Origin of the sequence: Streptomyces milbemycinicus, from assembly GCF_002154605.1 — a bacterium.
Classification (GTDB): Bacteria; Actinomycetota; Actinomycetes; order Streptomycetales; family Streptomycetaceae; genus Streptomyces; species Streptomyces milbemycinicus.
Genome location: NZ_MUNE01000166.1, coordinates 1 through 23,558, shown reverse-complemented (window position 1 = coordinate 23,558; position 23,558 = coordinate 1). Strand labels below are relative to the sequence as shown.

General features: G+C 69.4%; 18 protein-coding genes. 7 read left to right on the top strand and 11 right to left on the bottom strand.

Translation table 11 applies throughout. From position 1 onward, the window contains the following. Positions 1-155 precede the first annotated feature (155 nt). Genes CCN51_RS14930 through CCN51_RS14920 form a run of 3 tightly spaced genes read left to right on the top strand, consistent with a single transcriptional unit; the run spans position 156 to position 5,342 of the window. Positions 156-1,346, top strand: coding sequence for a TRAFAC clade GTPase domain-containing protein (locus CCN51_RS14930; protein ID WP_014173129.1), 1,191 nt, complete (start codon positions 156-158; stop codon positions 1,344-1,346). Then, positions 1,343-3,790, top strand: a complete 2,448-nt coding sequence (locus CCN51_RS14925) for a GTPase-associated protein 1-related protein (RefSeq protein ID WP_014173128.1) — start codon at positions 1,343-1,345, stop codon at positions 3,788-3,790. The genes CCN51_RS14930 and CCN51_RS14925 overlap by 4 nt, the downstream gene beginning before the upstream one ends. Positions 3,791-3,797: 7 nt before the next feature. After that, a complete protein-coding gene (locus tag CCN51_RS14920; protein WP_014173127.1) occupies positions 3,798-5,342 on the top strand; it encodes a TRAFAC clade GTPase domain-containing protein in 1,545 nt (514 codons plus the stop codon). Between the two features lie 13 nt (positions 5,343-5,355). Here CCN51_RS14920 and CCN51_RS14915 read toward each other — a convergent pair whose 3' ends face one another. The 9 genes from CCN51_RS14915 to CCN51_RS14875 all read right to left on the bottom strand — a co-directional run bounded on the left by CCN51_RS14915 (position 5,356) and on the right by CCN51_RS14875 (position 18,667). Continuing rightward, positions 5,356-6,120 carry an acetoacetate decarboxylase gene (locus CCN51_RS14915; protein WP_014173126.1) on the bottom strand — a complete coding sequence of 255 codons (765 nt, stop codon included), beginning with the start codon at positions 6,118-6,120 and terminating at the stop codon, positions 5,356-5,358. A 26-nt stretch (positions 6,121-6,146) separates the two neighbouring features. Further along, positions 6,147-7,460: a cytochrome P450 gene (locus CCN51_RS14910; protein WP_014173125.1), complete on the bottom strand. Its 1,314-nt coding sequence runs from the start codon at positions 7,458-7,460 to the stop codon at positions 6,147-6,149. 20 nt (positions 7,461-7,480) lie between these two features. Then, a complete protein-coding gene (locus CCN51_RS14905) occupies positions 7,481-9,067 on the bottom strand; it encodes a long-chain-fatty-acid--CoA ligase (RefSeq protein ID WP_014173124.1) in 1,587 nt (528 codons plus the stop codon). 28 nt (positions 9,068-9,095) lie between these two features. Then, a complete protein-coding gene (locus tag CCN51_RS14900; RefSeq protein ID WP_014173123.1) occupies positions 9,096-10,553 on the bottom strand; it encodes a beta-ketoacyl [acyl carrier protein] synthase domain-containing protein in 1,458 nt (485 codons plus the stop codon). Then, the gene (locus CCN51_RS14895; protein WP_143675805.1) at positions 10,550-16,003 is read right to left on the bottom strand and encodes a type I polyketide synthase; all 5,454 of its coding nucleotides are present in this window, start codon (positions 16,001-16,003) and stop codon (positions 10,550-10,552) included. Before CCN51_RS14895 ends, CCN51_RS14900 begins: the two co-directional genes overlap by 4 nt. 39 nt (positions 16,004-16,042) lie before the next feature. Continuing rightward, on the bottom strand, positions 16,043-16,438 hold the full coding sequence (locus tag CCN51_RS14890) for an acyl carrier protein (RefSeq protein ID WP_014173121.1): 396 nt from the start codon (positions 16,436-16,438) through the stop codon (positions 16,043-16,045). After that, entirely contained in the window at positions 16,435-17,001 is a 567-nt protein-coding gene (locus CCN51_RS14885; RefSeq protein WP_014173120.1) for an FcoT family thioesterase, read from the bottom strand. The genes CCN51_RS14890 and CCN51_RS14885 overlap by 4 nt, the downstream gene beginning before the upstream one ends. Beyond that, positions 16,998-17,882, bottom strand: coding sequence for a (3R)-3-[(carboxymethyl)amino]fatty acid oxygenase/decarboxylase (gene scoE, locus CCN51_RS14880; RefSeq protein WP_014173119.1), 885 nt, complete (start codon positions 17,880-17,882; stop codon positions 16,998-17,000). Before scoE ends, CCN51_RS14885 begins: the two co-directional genes overlap by 4 nt. Positions 17,883-18,265: 383 nt before the next feature. Beyond that, the gene (locus CCN51_RS14875) at positions 18,266-18,667 is read right to left on the bottom strand and encodes a Dabb family protein (protein WP_014173118.1); all 402 of its coding nucleotides are present in this window, start codon (positions 18,665-18,667) and stop codon (positions 18,266-18,268) included. A 135-nt stretch (positions 18,668-18,802) separates the two neighbouring features. On the opposite strand from CCN51_RS14875, the gene CCN51_RS14870 reads away from it, so the two are divergent. Continuing rightward, on the top strand, positions 18,803-19,462 hold the full coding sequence (locus CCN51_RS14870; RefSeq protein ID WP_014173117.1) for a TetR/AcrR family transcriptional regulator: 660 nt from the start codon (positions 18,803-18,805) through the stop codon (positions 19,460-19,462). Here the strand turns inward: CCN51_RS14870 and CCN51_RS14865 are convergent. Further along, positions 19,454-20,071: a TetR/AcrR family transcriptional regulator gene (locus tag CCN51_RS14865; protein WP_014173116.1), complete on the bottom strand. Its 618-nt coding sequence runs from the start codon at positions 20,069-20,071 to the stop codon at positions 19,454-19,456. The two genes, CCN51_RS14870 and CCN51_RS14865, sit on opposite strands and share 9 nt — an antisense overlap. A 112-nt stretch (positions 20,072-20,183) precedes the next feature. On the opposite strand from CCN51_RS14865, the gene CCN51_RS14860 reads away from it, so the two are divergent. Further along, complete coding sequence (locus CCN51_RS14860; RefSeq protein ID WP_014173115.1) at positions 20,184-20,981, top strand: acetoacetate decarboxylase family protein; 798 nt, start codon at positions 20,184-20,186, stop codon at positions 20,979-20,981. Here CCN51_RS14860 and CCN51_RS14855 read toward each other — a convergent pair. Next, positions 20,953-21,435: an urease accessory protein UreD gene (locus CCN51_RS14855; RefSeq protein ID WP_014173114.1), complete on the bottom strand. Its 483-nt coding sequence runs from the start codon at positions 21,433-21,435 to the stop codon at positions 20,953-20,955. The genes CCN51_RS14860 and CCN51_RS14855 overlap by 29 nt on opposite strands. A 926-nt stretch (positions 21,436-22,361) precedes the next feature. On the opposite strand from CCN51_RS14855, the gene CCN51_RS14850 reads away from it, so the two are divergent. Together CCN51_RS14850 and CCN51_RS14845 are read left to right on the top strand one after the other, a co-directional pair. Next, positions 22,362-22,574, top strand: coding sequence for a hypothetical protein (locus CCN51_RS14850; RefSeq protein WP_014173113.1), 213 nt, complete (start codon positions 22,362-22,364; stop codon positions 22,572-22,574). Between the two features lie 114 nt (positions 22,575-22,688). Further along, positions 22,689-23,495 carry an HlyD family efflux transporter periplasmic adaptor subunit gene (locus tag CCN51_RS14845; protein WP_014173112.1) on the top strand — a complete coding sequence of 269 codons (807 nt, stop codon included), beginning with the start codon at positions 22,689-22,691 and terminating at the stop codon, positions 23,493-23,495. The last annotated feature ends 63 nt before the right edge of the window (positions 23,496-23,558 follow it).

The following is a 23,558-nucleotide window of genomic DNA, read 5'->3' as shown; positions in this document are numbered from 1 at the left end:
TCATCGTGGAGTTCCCCCTCCCCAGCACCAAAGGCCCCTCCTGGCTCGTCTGCTTCCCGGTGGACGGCCCCGACTCCGGCCCCGACTCCGGCCAAGACCACGACATCGACATCGACATCCGCCCCACGGCGCTGCACCGGCTGCGAGTGACCTGAATGGCCAGACGACTCACCTGCCCCTACTGCTACGAGACCTTCGCCCCGCGTGAGATCCGCTTCCGCTGCAACAGCCGGCTCAGCCGCACCCGTAAGCAGTGCCAGCGCCGCCGTGACCCGGTACTCGACGAACGCTTCGGCAGGCGCCCCAGCCACGACGTGGGCCCGGACTTCGCCGCCGACGGCCGCAAGTCGACGGCGGTGTGCCCGGACTGCGACGGCGAGACGACGTACCGCATCTGCCCGGTCTGCCATGTCGAACTGCCGGTGCAGTTCGGGATGGTGGAGAACCGGCTGATCGCGATGGTGGGCGCGAGATCGTCCGGCAAGACGATCTACATGACCGTGCTGCTGCACGAGATGCGCCACAAGATCGGCGAGGCTTTCGGCGCTTCGCTGATGGGCCTGGACGACACCACCATGCGCCGCTACAGCTCGGAGTACGAGGACCGGCTCTACCGCGACCGGCAGATGTTTCCGCCCACGCAGACCGCGACGACCAACGCCAACCGGGTGGAACCGCTGGTGTTCAGGTTCGGGCTGCGCCGCAGGGGGCTGTTCGGGGAGCGGCCGCAGCACAGCGTGCTGTCGTTCTTCGACACGGCGGGCGAGGACTTCAACAGCCGGGAGAGCGTGGAGCTGAACACCCGGTATCTGACCAACGCGGACGGCATCATCCTGCTGCTCGACCCGCTGCAGATGCCGGGCGCCCGGGACAGCGCGGCGCCCGGCACAGCGCTGCCGGGCGAGGACGGCATCGACCCGCCGATCAACGTGCTGAGCCGGGTGAGCGGCATGCTGCTGGCCGCTCAGGGCGGCAAGGCGGCGAAGGTCGACACCCCGATCGCGGTGGTCTTCTCCAAGATGGACGCCTTCTGGCATCTGATGGAGAACGGCAGCCCGCTGCGGTCGCACGCACCCGCGCTCGGCCGTTTCGACGTCGGCGACAGCCTCAGCGTCCACGAGGAGGTGCGTCAGCTGCTCAGGGAGTGGGACGGCGTGCCCGTCGACCAGTCCCTGGAGAACACCTTCGCCCGCTACCGCTACTTCGGCGTCTCCGCACTGGGCCGCAGCGCCACGCCCGAGTCCCGGGTCGCCGACACCGGAATCCAGCCCTACCGGGTCGCGGATCCGCTGTTGTGGCTGCTGAGCGAGTTCGGGTCGGTGCCGAAGGCGGGCCGCGGACGATGAGCTTCCAGCAGCTCTACTACACCTCCTGCGAGCACGGGCTCAGCCCGTCCGCCGGCTTCCAGTTCAACGCGGTCAGCGAGCAGGTCTCGGCCGAGACCCGGCTCCGGGTGGAGGGCCTTGCCGGGTACGAACCACCGCGCTCCCTGGCCGAGTCGGACACCCCCGAGCTGCTGGCCCGCTGCCCGGTGAACCTCTGCCACACCCCGGACCCGCAGGGCGGCGCCACCACGCTGTGCGTACGGTACGTCGGCCGGGACTCGGCACGCCGCTTCGGCAACTATTTCGCCCACGCCCTGTACAACGAGGGCGAGTTCACACCGGACAGTGGCGGTCTGCTCGCGATCGAGCTGTGGGACTCCCCGGTGTGGACCGCACGCGTCGCCGAGACGACCGAGATTCCGGAGCTGCCCGCGCCCCTGCCACGCGGCCCGCTGTCCCCCCGCTCGGCGCGTGCCTTCCTCCGCGCGCACCCGCACGCCGAGCAGCTGCCGGCCCTGCTGGCGGCGGTGTTCGCGGCGCTCGCGGAGGACGGCTCGGTGGTGGTGATCGACGATACGACAGACCGGATCGCCCACTGGTTCGCGGCCGTCTCCTACCTCCTGCCACCCCCGCTGGCCCGCACCCTCTCCTTCGCCACCTACCTCTTCCGCCCCACCCGCAGCCGACTGCATCTGATCGGCACGGTGCCGGGCGCGCAGCCCGACTTCGGCCCCGACGACGAGGAGTCGTACACCGTCTTCGACTTCTCCGCGGGCCGCTTCCCCGAGGTGGTGCCCACCCACCATCTGGTGCGGCTGCTCACCCGGATCGGGGTCGGGGCGATCCGCTCGGTGTGGTCGTGGACGGCCGAGTACACGCACGGCCAGGAGCGGGCGCTGGGCGACTGGCACGCCCCGGTGGCGGCGGCCGCGGCGGCGGGCGGCACAGAGCTGACCGACGCCGACATCCGCGCGGTGATCGACTGGCTGCCCGGGGCCGGTCATCTCGGGCCGCGCCGGGCGGCGGTGGCGGCGGACATCCACCACACCCACCGGGACCTGGACGACGACCAGCTCGCGGCGCTGAGCGCGGCCGCCGAGACGGGCGGTGACACGGCGCTCCACCATGAGCTGGAGGGCAAGCTCCACCAGTCCCGGATCCGCGCCTATGTGACCGGCGTGGAGAACGCGCCCGGCCCGGTGCCGATCACGCATCCCACCGAGCGGGAGCGGGCCACCGCCCTGTGGCAGCGGATGCTCGGCGAAGCCGCCAACAGCCGCCAGCAGGTACGGCTGCTGCTGTGGGCGGTGGGCGCTCGGCTCGCCCCGCCGCCGGAGCTGCTCACGGCCCAGAGCCTGGACCTGGCCCGCGCCCTGCTCGGCTCCTCCGGCGCGGGCCCCGGCCTGCGGGAAGAGGTCGCCCACCTCGTCCACACCCTCCCGGAGTTCAGAGCCGGGCTGGCGACGGCGGCGCAGGAGGTGCTGGACGAGCGGGGCGGTCAGGAGCAGCTGTTCGCCCAGTTCCCGGCCACGTTGCTGAGCGAGCGGGACCTCGGTGAGCGGCCCCGGCTCCTTGAGTACTACTGGCGGGCGCAGGCCGAGCGGCAGCCCGCCCGCACGGTCGGCCTGCTGTTCAGGATCCTGGAGGTGCGCGGCCAGGCCTCGCCGGACGCGGAGCTGCTGCGGGGGCTGTGGCGGCAGCCGTCGCCGGCCTGGACGTACGAGGAGGCGACCGAGATCGCCCGCCGGCTGCCGTCGGACCAGCCGGTGGACGAGGCGGTCGCCGAGTGGTTCGACCGCGCGGTGAAACAGGAGGTCCGGGACGAGGAGGGGCTACGGGCCTGCCTGGTGCTGTGCGACACACTCACCGCGCCCGGACGCGATGCCTGGCTGCGGGCGGTCACCCGGGAGTGCGTGCGGACCACACTCCAGCTGGACACGGCCCTGCGCGAGGCCACCGAGGCCACGGCGCTCGCCCGTGCGTTCCGGATCCCGCAGATCGACGCCTGGGCGGCCCCCCGCGCCCTGAAGCACTACCGGCTGCTCCCCGCCATGCTCCGGCTGCCCGTCGACCCGGCCCGGCTGCGCACCGAGATCGGGGAGTTCGGCTTCTCCCTCGCCGACGGCTATCTGCGCAGCGTGTACCAGGCCGCAGTGACCTCGGACCGTGGCCATGTCGACGGGGTGCTGTTCAGCCAGGTCACCGGGGTGATCGCGATCAACTACGAACGGGTCCCCCTGCCGCTGGCACACGTGGAGATCGTCCGTGGGCTGCGCCGGCACACCGCCGAGCACTGGCGGTACGAGGACCTGGACCGGCTGGCCCGCGCGCTCCGCCCCTACAGCGCGCGGCTCGCCGACGAGTATCAGCAGCACGCCGATAACCGTCTGGGCCGCGTGAAGAAGTGGCGCCGCAAGCTCACCCAGCGGCGGCCCTCGGACGGCCCCCGACCGGAAGGGGGGTGAGCCTTCGATGAGCGACATCCTGACCTTCATCATCGTCCCCGCCCTCTACCTGGCGCTGCTCCTGCTCTACCTGGTCTTCGTCCCGGTGATCGCGGCCCTGCGCGGCGCCGCCCTGGTCAGTGAACTGCTGTGGCGCTACTGCCGGCTGCTGGGCGGCGTGTTGCGGCTGCGCACCCCCGAGTTCGTGACCATCCCGCCGTACCGCCCCGCCGACGAACGGGCCCACCGCAACTACTTCTTCGGACCCGCCACCCGCGATCTGCGGCAACTGCTCACGCTGGGGCGTCGGCTGTACGTCCGCACGGTCACCGACGCGTACCGCCGGGTGACCGCCGACCAGTTCACCGCACCCTCTACGCACCGCTCCGCTTCGGTCCCCTACGGTCTGACCCTGTACCTGGGCCTCGGTGTCGGCGCCGCCGCCGCGGCACCAGTGCTGGGCCTGCTCCTCGGCCTGCACGCGCTCGGCGTGGCCCTGCTGACGCTCGGCGCCCGGCTGACCGCACTCACCCTGCGGGCCGCCGACCGCGCGGTGATGATCCTGCGCGGGCTGCCCCGGGGCATGCTGTGCCCGAGCTGCTTCGAACGCGTCCCCTATCCGGCATACGACTGCCCCCGCACGACCTGCCGACGCCGGCACGCCGACATCCGCCCCGGTACCTTCGGCCTCTTCCGGCGCCGGTGCGCCTGCGACGAGCGGATACCGACCCTGTTGATGCTGATGAGCAGGGACGCCCGGCTGAGCGGCCACTGCGTGCACGAACACTGCGGCAAGCCGATGAACCCGGACGCCGGGCATATGCCCGAGCTGATCCTTCCGCTGATCGGCGGCCGGGCCGCGGGCAAGACACAGCTGATGGCGGCCATGGTGAAGGCACTGGAGAACACCGCGGAGAACGGCGGGCCGGCGATCCGGCTCGCGGACCCCGAGTCGACCGCGAACCAGCGGGTGCTGAACGAGGTCCTGGAGATCCAGGGCCACACCCGCCCCACCCAGAAGACACTGCCCCGAGCCCATTCGTTCGTGCGAGGCAGCGGCCGCGCCGAGCGGCTGGTGCATGTCTTCGACACGGCCGGTGAACGGTTCGTCAACCGGGAGGAGACCGACGCGCTGCGCTATATCCGGGAGGCCCGTACCTTCGTTTTCGTCCTCGACCCGATGGCCGTCGGCGCGTTCTGGACCCGCCTCGACCCGGCAGGCCCGAAGGTGGACCGCACACTGGCCTCCACGGTCGACCCGGAGGACGTGTTCTCGCGCTCGGTGCAGACCGTACGCACGATGGGCACCCGCCTCGACAAGGCCCGGCTCGCCGTCGCCGTCAGCAAGAGGGACCTGATGACCGGGCAGTCCGCGCTCCTGCCCGACCGCCCGGACCACAGCGACACAACTCGGGATTGGCTGTGCGAGCGGCTGGGGTTGCGGAATCTGTTGAAGACGATGGATCTGGAGTTCGGTGAGGTCCGGTTCTTCTGTACGGCGGCGGTAGCGGATGAGGAGGGGCGGGTGGACCCCAGTATTGGGGTGTTCGTTGATTGGTGTCTGCGCGAGTGAGAGCGCCTCCTGGTCATCGATCGGACGGAGCGGGATCCATTGCGGCTTCGAGGTAGTCGTGTACCGGTTTCATCGGACCGAGTGTCAGGTCCGTGACGATGTGGCTCGCGGAGATGATCTCCAGCACAGGCAGGTCGGCCAGGGGAGCGAGGACGTGCTCGAACAGTTGCAGCCTGGCCGGTGCGGTCCACGCCTGCTTGACCTCGATGTCGGTGATCTCCGTGCGCACCAGCTCGCAGGCCCGCATCGACGCGTCGTAGTCCGGGGCGAACTTGAGCATGTAGGTGGGGATGCTGATCTGCGCACGGGCGTCGTCGGGATCCATGGCGTGGTGCTTGTAGCCCATGGTCGCGGTGGCCACCCGGATCGTGCCGTAGTCGAGGGTGCCGACGAGTGCGGCGTGGTCTGTGTAGAGCGAAGGTGAGCCCAGGACCTTGGGATAGGCGCCGACCTCGCGTCCGCCGGCGGCGGCGGGGAAGCTGTCCAGGTACATCGCGCGCAGATACTCACCGGGTTCACCCTGGTAGCTGACCGAGATGGCCTGTCCGGCCTCGGTGTAGGGGCCGTACCCGGTCACCTCGTTCATCTTCATCACCTCGAACCGCACGATCGGGTCCTCGATCTCCAGCGGCTCCGGTGTCACGGCTCTGACGGCGTCCGGATCCGTCCGATAGAAGATGTTGAGGTACTCGCGATCGATGTACTTGGGCAGCATCGGCGGGTAGGCGGGGGCACCGATCGGGGTGGCATAGTGGCGGCGCACATCTTCGGCACGCATGGTTCTTCTGACTCCTTCGGTACGGATCAGGCCCGGCGGGACGGATCTGGTCCGACGGCCTGGGCCACGCTGATCGGAATGCTCTGGGGACCTCGTGCGCTGCGGGCGGTCCGCATGGTGACGTCACCGGCGATCCGCATGTCCGGGAAGCGCGCGAACAGTTCGCGCAGCGCGATCTCCGCCTCCAGCCTCGCCAGCCCTGAGCCGACGCAGTGGTGGGCACCGGCGGAGAACGCGATGTGCTCCCGGATGTTGCCCCGGGTGACATCGAAGCGATGAGGGTCGGTGAACACCTTCGGGTCGCGGTTGGCGCCCCCCAGCAGCTGTACGAGCCAACCGCCGCGCGGAATCAGCCGGCCGTCGAGTTCGACGTCCTCAAGGGCCATCCGGACGGTGAACATCGCCGGAGGGTCGTAGCGGAGAGCTTCCTCCACCACGTCGGGCGCGGTGTCGGGGTTGTCGAGGAACAGTCGCTTCTGATCCGGGTGTTCCAGCAGAAAGCGCACGCTGTTGGAGATGAGGTTGACGGTGGTCTCAAGACCGGCCGCCAGCAGCAGTCCGATCAGCCCGATCAGCTCTTCGTCGGTGACCGGCCGGCCGTCGACCTCGGCGCCGACCAGGCCGCTGATCGCGTTGTCGCGGGGCGCGCGGCGATTCTCTTCGATCAGCTGGGTGAAGAACGACGTCATCTCCGCCAGCACCGCGCGTACCATCCGGCGCTCGCCCATGGTGCGTACGCCGTCGATGGTGGTGGCCAGTGCCATGCCCCACCGGCCGAACTGCTCGTAGTTCTCGATCTCGATGCCGAGCATGTCACCGATGACGGCGGTGGGCACCTGCGCGGTGAAGTCGCGGACCAGGTCGAAGTCCTGGCCGTCGGAGATGCGGTCCAGATGGCTGTGGACGATCTTTTCGACCCTGGCGGCGCGGGTGCGGAGGGCACTGGCGGTGAACCAGGGCGCGACAAGTCTGCGCAGCCGGGTGTGCTCGGGGGGATTCACCGCCAGCAGCGACCGCTCGATGGGGTGGATCAGCGTGTCCGCGTCCCCTTGGTACATCTCCCAGGCCGGGGGCGAGGGGGGAACCGGCATACCGAACCGGGGGTCCTTCAGGACCGCTCGGCACTGGGCGTGTGAGACGGTGCAGAAGATCCCGAGTCTGCTGCGGTAGACATCGCCGTGCTCCCGGATCTGTTCGTACAGCGGGAACGGATTCGCGGGCTGCCGTCTCCCCAGCAGTTTCGCGGCGGGATCCCCGGTCAGCGCGGCCCCCGCCATCATGGTCCGGAACGTGGCGAGCTTGATCGCCGTACGAGCACCTCGGATGCCCATGCCCATCATCGGATGTCCTCCTCCCAAGGTCAGTTGACCTTGCGGTCGCTGTCGGCCCACAGTTGTTCGCGCAGCTTTCTGCGCAGGATCTTGCCGCTGGGGTTGCGCGGCACCACGTCGATGACCTGGTACGTGGCGGGGATCTTGAAACGGGCGAGCTGGCCGCTCAGGAACCGTGTCAGCTCCTGTGCCGCCGGTACGTCATGGCCCTGGCGCAGCACGATGTACGCGCGCACCTCTTCGCCCGACGCGGAGTTGGGGGCGCCCACCACCGCGGCCTCGGCGATGGCCGAGTGGCGGCACAGGGCGTTCTCCACCTCGGCCGGGTATACGTTCTCCCCGCCGACGATGATGGTGTCGGTGATCCGGTCGCGGATGTAGAGGTAGCCGTCCTCGTCCCGGTAGCCCGCGTCCCCGGTGACGATCCAGCCGTCGACGAGGGTGCGCTCCGTCGCATCGGGCAGATTCCAGTATCCGGCCATCCGGGCCGGTGTGTGCAGCCACACCTGGCCGATCTCTCCCGTCGGCACATCGTCGCCCTGGGAGTCCACGATCCTCATCCGTACGCCGGGATAGGGGAGTCCGGCCGCGGCGAGCCGGGGACTGCCCGGCCGATGCTCCGAGGGAGGCAGACAGACCGCGGTGTTGCCGGTCTCGGTGAGCCCGTAGATCTGGGCCAGTTCGCAGTCGAAGATGTCCAGGCCGCGGCGGAGCAGCGTGTCCGAGATCGGGGACCCTCCGTAGACCACCTTGCGCAGCGAGGCGAAATCCGGTCTGCCGACATTCGGCTCGTCCAAGATCATGCGCATCATCGCGGGCACCATGCAGGCGGTGGTGATCCCGGCTTCCCTGATGAGGTCGACCGCGCGCAGGCTGTCGAACGCGGGGAGCAGTACGTTTGTGACACCGGCGTTGAGCCCCTGCATCGCCCACCACAGGCCGCCGATGTGGAAGCCGGGGACGCACACCAGGCTCCGGTCGTCTGCACGCCAGTCGATCCACTCAAGACCGTGTTCGGCGAGCATGCCGGCGACGGCGAAGAAACTGCGCTGGGCCAGCACGACGCCCTTGGGCGCCCCCGTCGTACCGCTCGTGTAGATCTGTACGACTTCGGTGTCCGCGTCGGCGTCGGCCTCGGCGGGTGCGGTGAATCCGGTGTCGAAGGGCCGGTCGTCTGCCCATGCCTCGAAACCGGCCGTGTCCAGCGGGACGGTGTGCTGAAGCTTCGGCAGGGCCGGCCGGGCCTCCCGCACCAGTGGGGCCAGGGCCGGTCCGAAGAACAACAGCTCGGTACCGGAATCACGCAGGATATGGGTGACCTCGGCAGTGGTCAGCCGCCAGTCGATCGGGACGAGGACCGCACCGGTCTTGGCACACGCCAGCACGATCTCGTGAAATCTCTCCGAGTCGGCGGCGAAGTGCGCGATCCGGCTGCCGCGCCGGACGCCGGAGGCGGTCAGCGCCTGAGCGGTCCGGTCGCTCCTCCGGTCCAGTTCCTGGTACGTGACCTGGACCGATCCACAGACCAGCGCGGGGTGATCGGGCCGTTCGGCCGCGTGGCGGGCCAGGCTGTCCTGAAGTGTTCCGGTCCTTGTGCTGGGCCGCGTTCTGCTCATCTAGTGCCTCACTCGCCAGGGGTAGCGGTCAGTGCCAGGTGTAGGAGTCGAGCCAGTGGTGGCCGCCGGCCTTCGGTGGCGAGCCAGGAAGGGGACCGGGCCGTGGGGTGGCGGCGGCTTCGATGAGGACGTGTGCGTTGACCCCGGTGAAGCCGAACGCGTTGACGCCTGCCAGCCGGTGTTCCCCCGAGGGCCACGGCAGGGCCTTCGTCGGCACCGTCACCGACGTGGGGCGGCTGAAGACGGCCGGATCGGGATCGGTGAAATCGGGTTGCGCGGGCACAGTGCGGTGGCGCAGCGCGAGAATCGCCCTGACCAGTCCCACGGCTGCCGAGGCAGTCTCCAGGTAGCCGATGTTGGCCTTTCCGCTGCCGACGTGGAGCGGCGGGCGGTCCGTGGAGTCGCGTTCGTACGCGGTGGCTATCGCATCGATCTCGATGGCGTCTGCGACCTTGTCGGCGCTGCCGTGCGCCTCGACGTAGCCGACCTGTGCCGCGTCGACCCCGGCCGCGGTCAGGCAGTCCCGGATCGCCCGCTGCTGCCCCGCGGAGGACGGGGCGGACATCGTGGACCGCCGGCCGTGCTGATGGATCGCGCTCGACCGGATCAGGGCGTACGGCGTGTCCTCGTCGGTACGGGCGTCCTGCTCGCGCTTCAGGATCAGCACCACGCTCCCCTCGGCGCGGACGTACCCGTCGGCGCGGGCGGTGAAGGGCCGGCAGCGCCCGGCGGCGGACAGCATGCCCGCCTTGGCGAAGACCGCGGTGGTGACCGGTGACAGCAGCAGATGGCTCACCCCCACGATCGCCACATCGCATTCCTTGCGGCGCAACGCGGCGCCCGCGAGGTGCACCGCGACGAGAGTGGAGGAGCAGGCGGTGTCGACCGTCAGCGCCGGACCGTTCAGCCCGAGGCCGACGGAGATCCGCCCGGCGGCCCCGCTGACCACGGTGCCGGTGGCCATCGGCCCGGACATCCGGTCGGCGGTGACGCCGTTACGGATCCCCGCCAGGCCGTACTCCGGTGTGGTGACGGAGACGAAGACCCCCACGCACAGGCCACCCGGGTCGGTGAGGCCCGCATCTTCCAACGCCCGGGCTGTCTCGGTGAGCAGCAGTCGTTGCTGCGGGTCGAGACAGCGGGCCTCCTCCTCGGAAATGCCGAAGCGCTCGGCGTCGAAGCGGTCGATATCGGTGAGGTATCCGCCCTGGCGGAGCGCGGCGGCGTACGGCGCGATGTCCGGTGCCGCGAGGTTCCAGCGCGGTCGGCCCAGGCTGTCGGTGGGGACACCGGCCTGTTCGGTGGCCAGCACCCTGCCCTCGCCGACCATCGCCCACAGATCGGCGGGGGACTCGATGCCACCGGGCAGCCGGCAGCTCATCCCCACGACCGCCAAGCCCTCGGTCTCGGCCTGGTGCTGCCGTGCGAGGAGCAGCATCAACTGGGTTTTGGACAGCTTCTCCAGCGATTCGATGTACGCCCTCATCCGAGGTCCTTCAGCGCCGCCAGTTCGGCCTCGGCGTCCAGTGAATCCAGTCCGCCGCCCGGGTCGCCCGGGTCGCTCGTCCCGCCGTCGTCCGGCCGGAGCAGTGCGTCAAGGTGTTCCACGAGCAGGTCCGTTGTCGGATAGTCCATGGTGATCGACGCCGACAGGGAGGTGCGCAGCGCCGCCTCCAGGCCGTTCTTGACGTCCACCGCGGCCAGCGAGTCCAGCCCCAGGTGGGTGAAGGGGGTGTCGGCCGGGATGTCACCCGTGGCGTCGAAGCGCAGCACTTTGGCCACGGTCCCGCGGACCAGGTCGGCGAGCGCCTGCCGCCGTCCGTCCTCAGGCAGCCCGGCCAGTTGATCGACGTCGAGCGTGCGTACGGTGTTGTCCCTCGGGCGTGCGAGCCCTTCGTACAGGGCGTTGGACAACGGCCTTGTCGCGGCGTACGCGGTCCAGTCGCACTCGCCGACCACGATCTGCGGAACGGGGCTGTCCAGCAATGTGGTCAATGCGCGGGCTCCGTCCCGGGGCTGGATGAACACCATTCCCTGCCGCTCGAACGACTGCTGGTGCGCCGCGTCCAGGGCCGCGGCCATGCCGACCTCCGCCCACGGGCCCCAGTCGATCGCGGTACCGGGCAGGCCGAGAGCGCGGCGCCAGTGCATGAGCGCGTCCAGAAAGGCGTTGCCTGCGGCGTAGTTGCACTGGCCCGCCTGCCCGAGCACGGCGGAGCTGGATCCGTATCCGATGAAGAACCTGACATCGGGGAGGCCGGATGTCGCCTGGTGCAGCAGCCAGCTTCCGTAGACCTTGGCCCGGAACACCTTGTCGATGTTGTCCCAGTCCTGTGAGTTCACGGGCCGGTCGGACAGCACGCCCGCCGCGTGGACGACACCGCCCAGCGCCGGTCCTTCCTCCGTAAGACTCTTGAACAAGGCGTCGACGGCGGCGGGTTCCGCGATATCCGCGGCGTACACCCGCACACTGACCTGCTCGCCGAGGGACTGTCCGATCTTGTGGAGCTCCTGGTCGTCGGGGGCTCGCCTGCTGACCAGCGCCAGGTGGCGGGCGCCGCGGTCCACCAGTGTCCGAGCGGTCAGCAGGCCCAGGCCACCGAGCCCGCCGGTGATGAGGTAGGTGTGGTCACCGTCGACCGGCGACTGCTCCTGCTCGGTCCCGATGCGCTCCTCGGGGCTGCTCGGGACCAGCCGCCGGACGTGGCGCAGACCGTCGCGGTAGGCGATCTGGAATTCGTCGGGTTCGCCGCTCAGCAACGCCCTGAGCACAGTGGCCGGGTCGCTCTCGCCCACCGGCAGATCCAGGAGAGTCACCCGGTGGTTCGGATACTCGCTCAGCAACACCGCACCGAAGCCCCAGACGCTGGAGGCGGAGAGCCGGCTGCCGTCGCCGGCCTCGTCCTGGGGAAACCACTGGCCGCCTCTGGTCACCAGCCACAGCCGCTGGTCCGGCCCGAATCCGCAGGTCTCCAGGGAGCCCACCAGCTCCAGCAGCTCGGTGTACTGCCGCTCGCATTCGGCACGCAACCCCTCGAGGCCGGGGCCTGGGCCGGGCACCGCGGCGCGCTGCTCGTCCGGCTGCCAGAACCAGCACAGATCGGTCGGCCCTTGTGCGAGCAGATCGGGGAGCTGGGCCAGGTCGGAGGCGAAGGCGAGCGAGGTGCCGGTGCGCTCCGCCGCTTCGGCCAGCGACTCATCCCCCTCCAGACCACTGTGCAGCAGAGCGATACGACGCCCTGGGAGTGGCGTGGCCGCGGCGGGCGCTTCGATCCACCGGGTCTGATAGAACATCCGCCGCCGGGCGAGGCCGACCGAGGACATCCGCCGCAGTTCCAGGCCGTTCAGCACGCATACGGCGCGCTGGCCGTCGTAGAGCGCCACATCGGCGACGAAGTCCACATCCGCGGACGGCTGCGCGGGGAGCAGCCGGACCACGCTGCGCAGCGTCGCGCCACGGGGTCGGCTGAGCAATCGGAAGGACCGCAGCCGGACGGGAAGGCCGGGCTGGATGATGGTGGCCAGGGTCTGCAGCGCGGAGTCGAGGATCGCCGGGGGGAGGTGTTCGGTGGTCACCCCGGCCGGACCGGTGATCTCTGCCGTCACGAGCTTGTCGCCGCGGCGGGTGAAGGACTCGATGAGCTGGAAACGCGGGCCGTAGTCCATACCGGAATCCGCGAAGTCCGCGTACAGCTCGCTGATCCGCTCGTCTCGCTGTTCGTCCCCCGCCTCGGCTCCGGCCAGCTCCTCAAGCAGGTCGGAGCCGTCCTCGAGCGATACGGCGTCCTGGCCCTCCTTGCCGACGGCCGCGGTGACATGCAGCCTCTCGATGCCCGCGTCGTCGCTGACACTGAGGATCTCGATGAGCTCGCCGCCGTCCTCCGTGGCCCTGAGCCGGGTACGCAGACTGATGGCGTCGTCCGACAGCAGCAGTGGCTCATGAATGCGCATGTCGTCGATCGGAAACCGGGTGTGTCCGTGTACGGCGTCCACCGCGGCGACGAGCAGTTCGATGAACCCCGCCGCCGGGAAGACCACTTGGCCGACGACCATGTGATCCACCAGGTAGTCCGGTCGACCGGCACTGATCCTGTTGGCGAACTCTCGTACGAAGGAAGCGCGTTGCTTCTCGGTCGTGGTCTCGGTGCCGAGAAGAGGGTGATGGGCGGCAGCTCCCATGTTGCTGCCGAAGTCCGGCAACCAGTACCGCTTGCGGTCGAAAGAGTAGGTCGGCAGGGTGAGCCGCGGCTTCGGCCGGCCCTCGTGGAAACCCCGCCACGACAGGGGCAGCCCCGCCGTGTAGAGCTGGGCGGCGGCTTCGTACGGCGAGCGGTCCTGCTCCGCCGCGGATCCCAAGGACGCCACCCACAGGTGGCGGGAGGCCGTCACACCCGCGCGCCCGGAGTTGATCAGGGAGCGGCCCGGCCCGATCTCCACCATGGCGTGCGGTCCAAGGCCGGTCAGTGTCCGGATGCCACCGGCGAAGTCGACGGGTTCACGGATGAGCCGCGCCCAGTAGCCGGCGGAGCACACCTCGTCCACCTCGGCGATCTCGCCGCTCAGATTGGAAATCAGGGTGATCTCGGGCTCCTGGAACCGCACCCCGGCGATGAGGCCGCGGAACTCCTCCACCACCTCGTCCATCAGCGGTGAGTGAAAGGCATGGGACACCGGGAGCCGCTTGGTACGCAGACCACGCTCGGTCAGCTCGGCGGCGATCGCCTCCAGCGGCTCCGCGCCACCCGACACCACGCACTGGTCGGGAGCGTTGAGCGCGGCGAGCGACAGACCGGGGTACTGGTCGAGCAGCGGCGCGATGTCCGCACCCGACGCCCGCACCGCCACCATCCCGCCCGGCGCCGACACCGACTGCATGAGCCGGGCCCGCGCCGCCACCAGCCCGATCGCGTCCGGAAGCGGGAAGACCCCCGCCACGGTGGCCGCGGCCACCTCACCGATGCTGTGCCCGATCACCGCGTCCGGACGGATGCCCCACGACTTCCACAGCTCTGCCAGGGCGTATTCCAGTGTGAACAGCGCCGGCTGGGTGTACCGGGTCTGGTCCAGCAGTCCGGCGGCCCGGCCTTCACCGACTTCACCGAACATCACATCGCGGACGGGTGGCCCGTCCAGGTGTTCCGCGAAGAGCCGGTCGCATACGTCGACGGTGTCGCGGAAGACCCGGTGCCCCCGGTAGAGCCCGGCGGCCATGCCGGGGTACTGAGAGCCCTGACCGCTGAACAGGAAGGCCACCTTACGCTGCTGTGGGGTGTCCTCGGTCCCGCGGAGCTGCCGGGTCAGCAACGTCTCCAGGTCCGCGAGGTCGCCGACGACTCCGGCGATACGCGAGGCATGATGCGCCCGCAGGACATTGCTCGCGTGGCACAACTCCTCGACGTCGGCGTCCGGATGGTCGGCGAGATAGCGCCGGTACCGCTCCGCCTGGAGTCCCAGCGCCTTGCGGGTCCGGGCCGACAGGGTGAACACGGCCGCGCCGGACCGGGGCCGGGCGCTCTCCTCCCGCGCCGGGTCGGACGTGGGGGCCTCCGACGCGGGGGCATCGGAAGCGGGGGCCTGCTCGATGACCGCGGACGCGATGGTGCCGGCGAAACCGAAGGAGTTCACCAGCGCCCTGCGGGTACCGGTCGGCCAGGGTACGGGCTCGCGGGGCACCGCGACGGGGAGCTCGTCCCATGCCACATGGGTGGAGGGGATGTCCATGTTCAGGTGCGGGTAGACGAGCCCGTCGCCCAGCTGCAGCGCCACCTTGATGATTCCGCTGACACCGGCCGCAGCCTCGGCGTGGCCGAGGTTGGTCTTGCCCGACGCGACGAAGACCGGGGAGCCGGGGCTGTGCGACTCGGCGAAGACCTTGGCGATCGCCGACAATTCGATGGGATCGCCCAGCGCGGTGCCGGTACCGTGCGCCTCGACGTACTGGATGTCCTCCGGCCGCACCGCTGAGTTCAGCAGCGCCGCGCGCATCACCCGCTGCTGGGAGCTTCCGTTGGGGACCGTCAGACCGGCGCCCTCGCCGTCCTGGCGGATCGCCGAGCCACGTACCAGGGCCAGGATCCGGTCGCCGTCCCGCTGGGCGTCGGACAGCCGCTTGAGCGCCAGGACACCGCACCCTTCGCTGCGGGCGTATCCGTCCGCGCGGTCGTCGAAGGTTTTGCAACGCCCGTCCGGCGCCAGCATGTTGGCATCGGTCGTCACGATGTGCGCCTGCGGGTGGTGGACCAGGTTGACCCCGCCGCACAGGGCGACATCGCACTGCCGCTGCCGCAGGTCCTGCACGGCTGTGTGCAGGGCCACCAGCGACGACGAGCAGGCCGTGTCGAAGCTCGCGCAGGGGCCGTGCCAGCCGAGGACATAGGACAGCCGGCCCGAGGCGGCGCTGTGGGCGGTCCCGGTCCCCAGATAGCCGTTGATCGCCTCGTACGGCAGGGTCTCCGCGGCGATCATGTAGTCCGCGGAGCTGATCCCCACATAGACACCGCCGTCGCCGCCGCGCAGCGCGTGCGCGTCGAGCCCGGCGTCCTCCAGCGCCTCCCACGCCGTCTCCAGCAGCAGCCGCTGCTGCGGATCCACGTAGTCGGCCTCTTTCGGCGATATACCGAAGAACGCGGGGTCGAACCGGTCGATGCCCTCGAGGAAGCCGCCGCCCCGTGTACGGATCGTGCCTTTCGAGGCCGGGTCGTCGCTCTCGAACGCGGTGACGTCCCAGCGGTCGGAGGGAATGGGCCCGGTGCCGTCCCGTCCGGAGCGCAGAAACTCCGCCAGTGACTCCCGTGTGTCGTTGCCACCAGGCAGCCGCAGACCGATGCCCACGATGGCGATCGGTTCGTACTTCTCCAGCAGCAGCCGCTGGAGCAGATCTCCGTCAGGGGCAGGGGCCTGCTGCCGACCGCTCTGGCTGCCCATGGGTGTCGTCATGTCGCTCCTGGTATGGGGTGCACGGCCGCTCCGCGGGACTCAGCTGTAGAGGTTCCGCAGAATCTCCTGGACCATCGGCGGCAGCTCCTGAGCGTTCTGTGGTGCGGGCGTGGAGGCGGGTGCGGTGCCGGGGAACACATCGCAGAGCACGGTGCCCGCGAGATGATCGGTCAGGCCCTGGGACGTCGGGTGTTCGAACAACGCCTCGATCTCGATCCTCCTGTCCAGCATCCGGGTCAGACGCTGGCGAAGCTCGGTCAGCCGGAGCGAGGTCATGCCCAGGTCGAAGAAGCTGACGTCGGCGCCCATCTCGGCGTCTTCCGGGAGCAGCAGGACCTCTCTGACCTCGGCAGCGACCAGGTCCGTCAGCGTCTGCCTGCGGCGCGCCCGGGGGAGTGAGAGCAGCAGGTCCACCGCGTTCGCCGGTTCGGTCATCGCGGCGCACCCTGCGGCAGGTTGGTCAGCGCGATCTGGATCTCGCCCGTGCACCGCCCGCCGCCCTTGTCCCAGAACCGGCACTCGCTCTCGATGAGGGCCAACGGCGCCCTGCCGTTCTCGCCGGAGCGCAGCTTGAAGTCGGTGAAGCTCAGCTCGCCGCGGAACTCCTGTCCCCGGATCGCGCGGTGGAATCTGCTGGTGAACCGGGTGATCAGAATGTCGGAGAGCTGACGCTGCCAGTAGTCGTCGAGTGTCCAGGCTGCGAAGACGGGAGGCAGCCGGTTCTGGGCGCATTTGGCGATCAGGTAGTAGGCAATCTGGTTGAAGCAGATGTTGAACTCGACCGCGTTGAAGTGGCCGGTGTCGTCGATGTAGCACGACTCGCCGATGCGGAACGTACCGGAGGCGGTGACGGCCTCGTTCTCCAGGCGTACCTCCGCGGGGCCGAGATACCGGCAGTTCGTGCGGTAGGGACGCAGCACCCGTTCACGCAGAGCCGGGTCGTCGGGGTGTGCCGTGACGGTTCCGGCGGTTGGTCGCGCGAGGGGGCCGGCCGTCATGTCGTCGGCCCGTAGAAGGCGTGGTCGTCGTGGACGGTCACCCGGTACGAGGTGCTGGGCTCCGGTGTGGGGCTGTGCAACGCGCGGTGGACGAGGCTGCGGTTGTCCCAGATGAGCAGGTCGCCTTCGGTGAATGTCTGGGTGTGAATGTGCTCGTCGCTGAACGTCGTGTCGAGCTGACCACTGGCCTCGAGCAGCTGGTGCAGCGAGTCGTCCTCCAGCGCCCGGCCGTGCTGGTCGTGCAGTTCGCAGGTCAGGGCCTCGCTGACGTACAGCACCTCTTCCCCGGTGACCGGGTGGACGAAGACGGTGGGGTGCATCACCGGCGGGGTCTTCTTCTCGATCTCGTCCACGAGTTCACAGATGGGGCGGTAGACATCGGACGGCCGGATCTTGAAATAGCGCCTCGCGCTGTGCAGTCCCTTGGTCGCCCTGGCCACCGAACGCAGTTCTTCGGGCAGGCCGGCGAACACCTTTCCCATATCGATGTAGTGCGTTCCCCGGTTCGTCCTGGGCACCACCTGTGGGTAGGTCATCGTGATGCCGAACGGCCTGGGCATGAACGAGTAGTCCGCATGCCAGAACGCACCGGTCTTGGGGACCCCCACCTGCTGTGTCGACTCCGGGGTGCTGGAGGACACGAATATCTCTTCGTGGTCGGGGTGGTGGTACATCGGCTCGTAATAGACCTCGATCGTCCCGAGTGCCTTTCCGAGCGCGATGAACTGCTGCGGACTGAGGTGCTGGTCCTTCAGGATCAGTAACTTCTCCTGATAGATCGCATCCTTCAGACGGAGCGCGTCGGACGTCGACAGCGTTTCCACGTCGAACTCGGTGACCGTGGCACCCATTTTCTGGTCGACTTGCGGCGTGATCTTCATGTGAATAATCCGTTCCTCGGCCATTGGGGCCCAGCGACTGGAACCTGCGCCGGTCCGCGAGGTGATGTTTCCATCGCGGTGTCTGCTCGGGCAAGGAGGTCAAGGAAGTTGGCATTTTCATGACGGGGTAGTTCCGGTGCGCTCAGCGCGATAATTACCGGAGGGCAGCATTCACTCGGACTCCGGATCGACCCGAAGGCGTGGGAATGCCCGATATCCTCGGGACCGCACCACCCGATCCGATAGGTCGACATCATCAAGCGCCCGTCGTACAGGGATATCGCGGCACAGTCGCGAAACTCATCGACCGTCAGAAGAGCTGCCCGCTATCCGGCCCTGGCGTCGAAAACTGGGGCAACCGGAAAATCCGTACGCGGTCGTCCCTAGGTGGAGATCCGGGTGTCGGGGATCGAGTTCAGGAGCTCACCCCACTCCGGGTACTTTGCCACCTTCGCGAGGAAGATCTCCGTGACCCTGGCGCCCAGTTCGGGGTCCATGTCGTCCGACAGCCGGACGGCCGAGAGCCTGGCAAGGTGCGGCAGGATCTCGAAGTCGCCCTCGAGATGCACCGGGTCGTACATATACCGCTCCAGGGCCGGCAGATCCGCGATCCCCACGCAGTACGCGTGGGTGTAACCCTCGGCGGGATCGCCGAGGTCTTGGCCGACGGTCGCGAAGGAGGCCGACTCGACGGCAGCCGTGCGCCTCATGGCCCCCAGGACCTCGGCCTTCTTCTCGTCGGTCGTGCCGTCCTTGAAGCTGAAGCGCAGGATGTTGACGATCATGGGCGCTCTCTGTTGGCAGAGTTGAACTGACGGGTTCAATCTAGTGGTCTGATCAGAAAAGTAAAGCGGTGCAGGAGAATGAACCAACGAGTTCAACTCGGCGCGACCGTGCGGTAATCTGCCGAGGTGACAGGCGTGAGGGTTCCGGCCGCGCGGACGGCCGCACGGGGGCGTATCGACAAGAGGCAGGCCATCCTGGAGGCCGCCTTCACCGTCTTCGCCCGCCGGGGCTACGCACAGGCCTGCGTACAGGACATCGCCGATGAGGCGGGCGTCGCCAAACCGACGGTGTACAACCACCTCGGCGACAAGGAGAACCTGTTCCGGCACGCCATGGAGGCCGCCGCCGACGCGGTGATGAGGGAGAACCTGGCCGTCGTCGAGCGGCTGCGCACCACCGGCGACGATCTGCGCGCAGCCCTGGAGGATGTGGCGTACCGGATGCTCAAGGTGTGCTGCGGCGAACGCTCGCGGGCACTGCGGTCGCTGACCTACTCCCAGGTCGCCACCTTCCCCGAGCTGATCGAGACCGTGCAGGGCCGCACCTCCATCGGTCTCGGCGAGGCGGTGGCGGACCGGCTGGCCCGGCTCTCGCTGTCCGGGCGGCTGCGCCAGTGCGACCCGGGGCAGGCCGCGGAGCAGTTTCTCGCGCTGCTCACCGGCCCGATGGAGGCGCGCTCCCGGCTGGGCACCCGCGAGGTCTCCGCCGCCGAGACGCGCGCTGTGGCGAACGCGGCGGTGGACACCTTCCTGCGGGCGTACGCGGCGGAGGCCGCCGATCCCGGTCTACCGTGAGGTTCTCGGCGATTCGCGGCGGGGGAGCAGCGGGGGCGCCTTGGTGGTGAGTTGGACCAGGTGTTCGGCGAGGTCGGTGTCGAGGGGTGAGCCGGTCATGAGGCGTCGGTAGAGGATGGTGCCGGCCCATATGTCCTGGACGAGGTCGGTGTCGAGGTCGTCGGGCAGGTCGCCGCGCTGGATTCCGCGGTGCAGTGCGGCGGCGATGTTCTCGCGCTTGCGGTGCAGGAATGTCTCCCGGAAGCGGGTCATGAGCTCGGGATGGGGGAGGAGGCTGGCGGCGAGGGCGGGCAGTGCGGTGGCCATGTCCTCGTTGGTGTAGTTGTCGATGGTCATGTCGACGGCCTGGCGCAGTTCGGCGTGGGTGTCGCCGAGGTCGGGGATTTCATCGGCGCGGAAGATCTCGGCGAGTGCGTCGGCGACGAGCGCTTCCTTGCTGGGCCACCAGCGGTAGATGGTCGTTTTGCCGACGCCCGCGGCCGCCGCGACGGCTTCGATGGTCAGTGCCGGGTAACCCTGTGCCGACAGGACGTCCCGCGCCGCGTTGAGGATCTTTGAAGCGGAGCGCGGCCCACTGGTCGCCGAGCCTGAGGAGAAGACGAGTGCCATGAGTGAAACGATACGTAACGTTTCACTCAAGCGGCAAGGTGTGTTACGGTCGCCTCGACCGTAACGATACGTATCGTATCGATCCTGGCCTCTCCCGGAAGGAACTCGTGTCATGAAGGGTTACACCGTCCCCCTGTCTCCTCGCGGCATCGCGAACCTGGCGCCCGCCCCGCCGTGGCACTACGCCGGCACGGTGGTGGGTGTGGAGTTCTTCACCGACCCGGCCGCCGCCGCGGCGACCCTGCCCGAGGGGCTGACCCCCGACCCGGACTCCGCCGGCCGCGGCGTCGCGATGTTCATCGACTGGCAGTACTCCTCCACGGGGCTGGAGTACCTGGACCCCGCACGCTCGCAGTACCGGGAGTTCCTGATCACCCTGGACGCTCACTGCAACGGCGCCCCGGTCGCCTGGTGCCCCTACATCTACGTCGACAACGACGCCGCCATGGCCCGCGGCTGGGTCCAGGGCTTCCCCAAGAAGCTCGGCGCCGTCCACCAGACGCGCGCCTACTCCGTCGGCGGACCCGGCACCCCTGTCCTCGGCCCGGGCGGACAATTCGGCGCCACCGCCTCCTCCGCCGGACAGCGCATCGCGGAAGCCAAGATCACCCTGGAGCAGCCGGTCCCCGACCCCGCCGCCTTGATGAGCCGCCCCGTGATCAACCTCCGCCACTTCCCCCGCCTGGCCGCCGGACAACACGACCAGCCCGCCGTTCACGAACTGGTCATGTCCGTTCTGGACGACACCGCCGTCAGCGATGCCTGGGTCGGCACCGCCGACCTCGCCTTCCTCCCCGCCCACGGCGAAGAACTCGCCGACCTGCCCGTCCGGCGCACCGGCAAGGGCTTCCACTTCGACCTCGCCTACACCGTGACCGACCTCATGACCCTCGCCGACCACAGCGCATAGCGGGCACTCCAACTGCGAGCGCGGCGTCGAGGAGGAGGCGCAGCCGGGCCGGGGTGGGGGCGATGGCGGTGGTGAGCAGGGCGCGGCTGTCGGCGAGTGGGGCCAGTACGGCGCAGCCGTCCGCCGGGTCTTCGCCCAAGTGGACCGGCTCCTCCAGGGGGTGGGGCTCGGGTGTCACGACGAGGAGTTGGCCGCAGGCCCGGTGGCCGCCCAGGACGGCGGGGCCGTCCCAGGCGAGTGCGGGGACTCCGTAGGTGGTGTGCTGGTCGAGGATGAGCCGGCCGGCGCGGCGTACGGTGAGGCGGGTGGTGAGGTGTCCGGGTGGCTCCGCCGTACGGCCGAGCAGCTGTTCCTCGCGTAGCAGCAGCCGCGAGGAGGCGGCGACGTCGACGGTGTAGGTCTGGTGCAGGGTGCTGCCGCGTGTGCTGATCAACGACTGGGGCAGCCAGATCAAGGACGCGTTCTCGTCCGCCGGATGACCGTAGTCGCCGCAGGTGGAAGGGGCCGTCGCTGTGCAGGGGCGGGAGCGTGGTGGCGCGGTCGTTGTGTTCGGCGCGGATCCGGGCGGTGGCGCGGACCCCGTTGCCCCAAACACCGTTCTTCTCGGCATCGCCGCCTTCGGTGTCGGCGGCTCGTTGCGCCGTGGCACCCGCGGGTGGGTGGACGGCAACCCCGGTGTGTGTCGGTGGCGAGCCGGTCGCGGGGGTCACGCGGCGCTCCCGGCTCGCCATGTGGTCAGTGTCGAGGTCGGCACCGACGTAGGGGGCGAGGTCGGTTTTGTTGACGACGAGGATGCATGGGGTGAAGTCGACGCACGCCCCGCGGAGAGCGCCCCTACGTTCTCGCACCCTCGTAAGGTGCCGAATCGGTCAATACGTGCGCGAGCGCCCCTCCGTCGCGGCAAGGGTGGTCCGAAGTCGTACATGTCGTAGTCCCATGCCGCTCGAACCCGGCTGTGGTCGTCGTTCGCCCGGTCTTCAAGCGATGGGCACAGCTATTACACAGACGACTCGCGTAGACCCCCGGCCGTCGGGCCAACCCCCGCGCCGGGTATGACGGTCGTGGCCGAAATGACGTGCGTCACCTCGCGAAAAGGGCGTGGCATCTGGCGCCAAGAGTGACCTTCCTGTGAGGGAAAGGCGCCGATGACGTGCCCGAATGCACATGTCGCATGATCGGAAAGTTGCGGAATGCCCGGTTCCGGAGATTGGCTGATTCGCAGTGCCGTGTGCCCCGTGGTTACATCCCTTCCGCGCTCAGGCATCCACGAAATCCCGGGTCCTTACGGGATCCCGTGGCCATGCCGTGGGAGCCGATCCCCGTCGGCACCCATGCGCGGTCGGAAGCTCAAAGAGACAGTCATCCAAGGGAGACGCAACAATGAACAACGCGCCCAAGGTCGCCACCCAGGAGATCTCCGACGCCGAGCTGGACAACGTGGCGGGCGGGCTCGGCGTGGTGGGCGATGCTCTCGGCACCGTGGACTCCCTCACCGGCGCCGTCGGCACCGTCGGCCTCGCCACCAGCACGGTTGACGGTGTCACCGGCCTGAACACCACCGGCATCGTCGGTGGAGTCGTCACCACCCTCTGAGGCCGGTACCCCGCCTTCCCTGTGCCCCGGGCCCGCCTGGTCCGGGGCATTCGGCCTTCCGGAGCCGGAGCCCGGGCATCCGGCCACTTCTCTCGCGGTTGAGGAAAGACATTCGTGCAGTTCCGCCAGCAGGCCCTTGCCAAGCTGCAGTCGGCAGAGGACATTGATCTGCCGGTGCGCTACGCCCGCCCCCAAGGATGGCTGGCACTGGCGGTCACACTGGTGGTCATGGCCGGCGCCGCCGTATGGGCCGTCACGGGCACCGTGTCGAACACCCTGGAGACCACCGGCATCCTCACCCACGGGCAGGGCAGCTATGTGCTGCAGAGCCCCATCGCGGGGCAGGTGACCTCCGTCCTCGCACAGGAGGGCAGCACCCTCCGGGCGGGCGCGCCGCTGCTGAAGGTCCGCACCGCCCGCGGTACCACGGTGGTGCGCACCATCGCCGCCGGCCGGCTCACCACCCTCTCCGTCTCGATCGGCTCCGTCCTCGCCACCGGCGCGAACGTCGCCTCCGTGGAACGCGTACGCCACTCCGGCGACCCGCTGGTCGCCACCCTGTACGTACCGGCGGACCGGGCGGCCTCGGTGCGGCCGGGGGCGTCGGTCGACCTCAGTGTGCAGTCCGTGCCGACGCAGACCTACGGTGTGCTGCGCGGTGAGGTCCAGACCGTGGGTCGGACCGCCCTGTCGCGCCAGCAGATCGGCTCCTACCTCGGAGCCGAGCAACTCGGTGAGGAGTTCTCGAAACACGGCCCGCCGGTCGCGGTCCAGGTGCGCCTCCACCGCACCTCCGCCACCCGCTCCGGCTACCGCTGGTCGTCCCCCGAAGGCCCGCCGTTCAGCCTCGGCTCCATGACCCTGGCCAACGGCACCATTCACCTGGCCGCCCACCACCCCATCGATTGGCTTCTCCCGTGACCGCGAGATACGAGGGCGGACCGCCCCGGCCCGCACCCGCCGGAAGCAGCGGGGCGCGCCGCC

Bases quoted from the DNA above. Each gene is read 5' to 3' on its own strand.
- CCN51_RS14930 (WP_014173129.1), top strand. From the start codon at position 156: ATGGCCAGACGACTCACCTGCCCCTACTGCTACGAGACCTTCGCCCCG.
- CCN51_RS14925 (WP_014173128.1), top strand. From the start codon at position 1,343: ATGAGCTTCCAGCAGCTCTACTACACCTCCTGCGAGCACGGGCTCAGC.
- CCN51_RS14920 (WP_014173127.1), top strand. From the start codon at position 3,798: ATGAGCGACATCCTGACCTTCATCATCGTCCCCGCCCTCTACCTGGCG.
- CCN51_RS14915 (WP_014173126.1), bottom strand. From the start codon at position 6,120: ATGCGTGCCGAAGATGTGCGCCGCCACTATGCCACCCCGATCGGTGCC.
- CCN51_RS14910 (WP_014173125.1), bottom strand. From the start codon at position 7,460: ATGATGGGCATGGGCATCCGAGGTGCTCGTACGGCGATCAAGCTCGCC.
- CCN51_RS14905 (WP_014173124.1), bottom strand. From the start codon at position 9,067: ATGAGCAGAACGCGGCCCAGCACAAGGACCGGAACACTTCAGGACAGC.
- CCN51_RS14900 (WP_014173123.1), bottom strand. From the start codon at position 10,553: ATGAGGGCGTACATCGAATCGCTGGAGAAGCTGTCCAAAACCCAGTTG.
- CCN51_RS14895 (WP_143675805.1), bottom strand. From the start codon at position 16,003: ATGACGACACCCATGGGCAGCCAGAGCGGTCGGCAGCAGGCCCCTGCC.
- CCN51_RS14890 (WP_014173121.1), bottom strand. From the start codon at position 16,438: ATGACCGAACCGGCGAACGCGGTGGACCTGCTGCTCTCACTCCCCCGG.
- CCN51_RS14885 (WP_014173120.1), bottom strand. From the start codon at position 17,001: ATGACGGCCGGCCCCCTCGCGCGACCAACCGCCGGAACCGTCACGGCA.
- scoE (WP_014173119.1), bottom strand. From the start codon at position 17,882: ATGAAGATCACGCCGCAAGTCGACCAGAAAATGGGTGCCACGGTCACC.
- CCN51_RS14875 (WP_014173118.1), bottom strand. From the start codon at position 18,667: ATGATCGTCAACATCCTGCGCTTCAGCTTCAAGGACGGCACGACCGAC.
- CCN51_RS14865 (WP_014173116.1), bottom strand. From the start codon at position 20,071: ATGGCACTCGTCTTCTCCTCAGGCTCGGCGACCAGTGGGCCGCGCTCC.
- CCN51_RS14860 (WP_014173115.1), top strand. From the start codon at position 20,184: ATGAAGGGTTACACCGTCCCCCTGTCTCCTCGCGGCATCGCGAACCTG.
- CCN51_RS14850 (WP_014173113.1), top strand. From the start codon at position 22,362: ATGAACAACGCGCCCAAGGTCGCCACCCAGGAGATCTCCGACGCCGAG.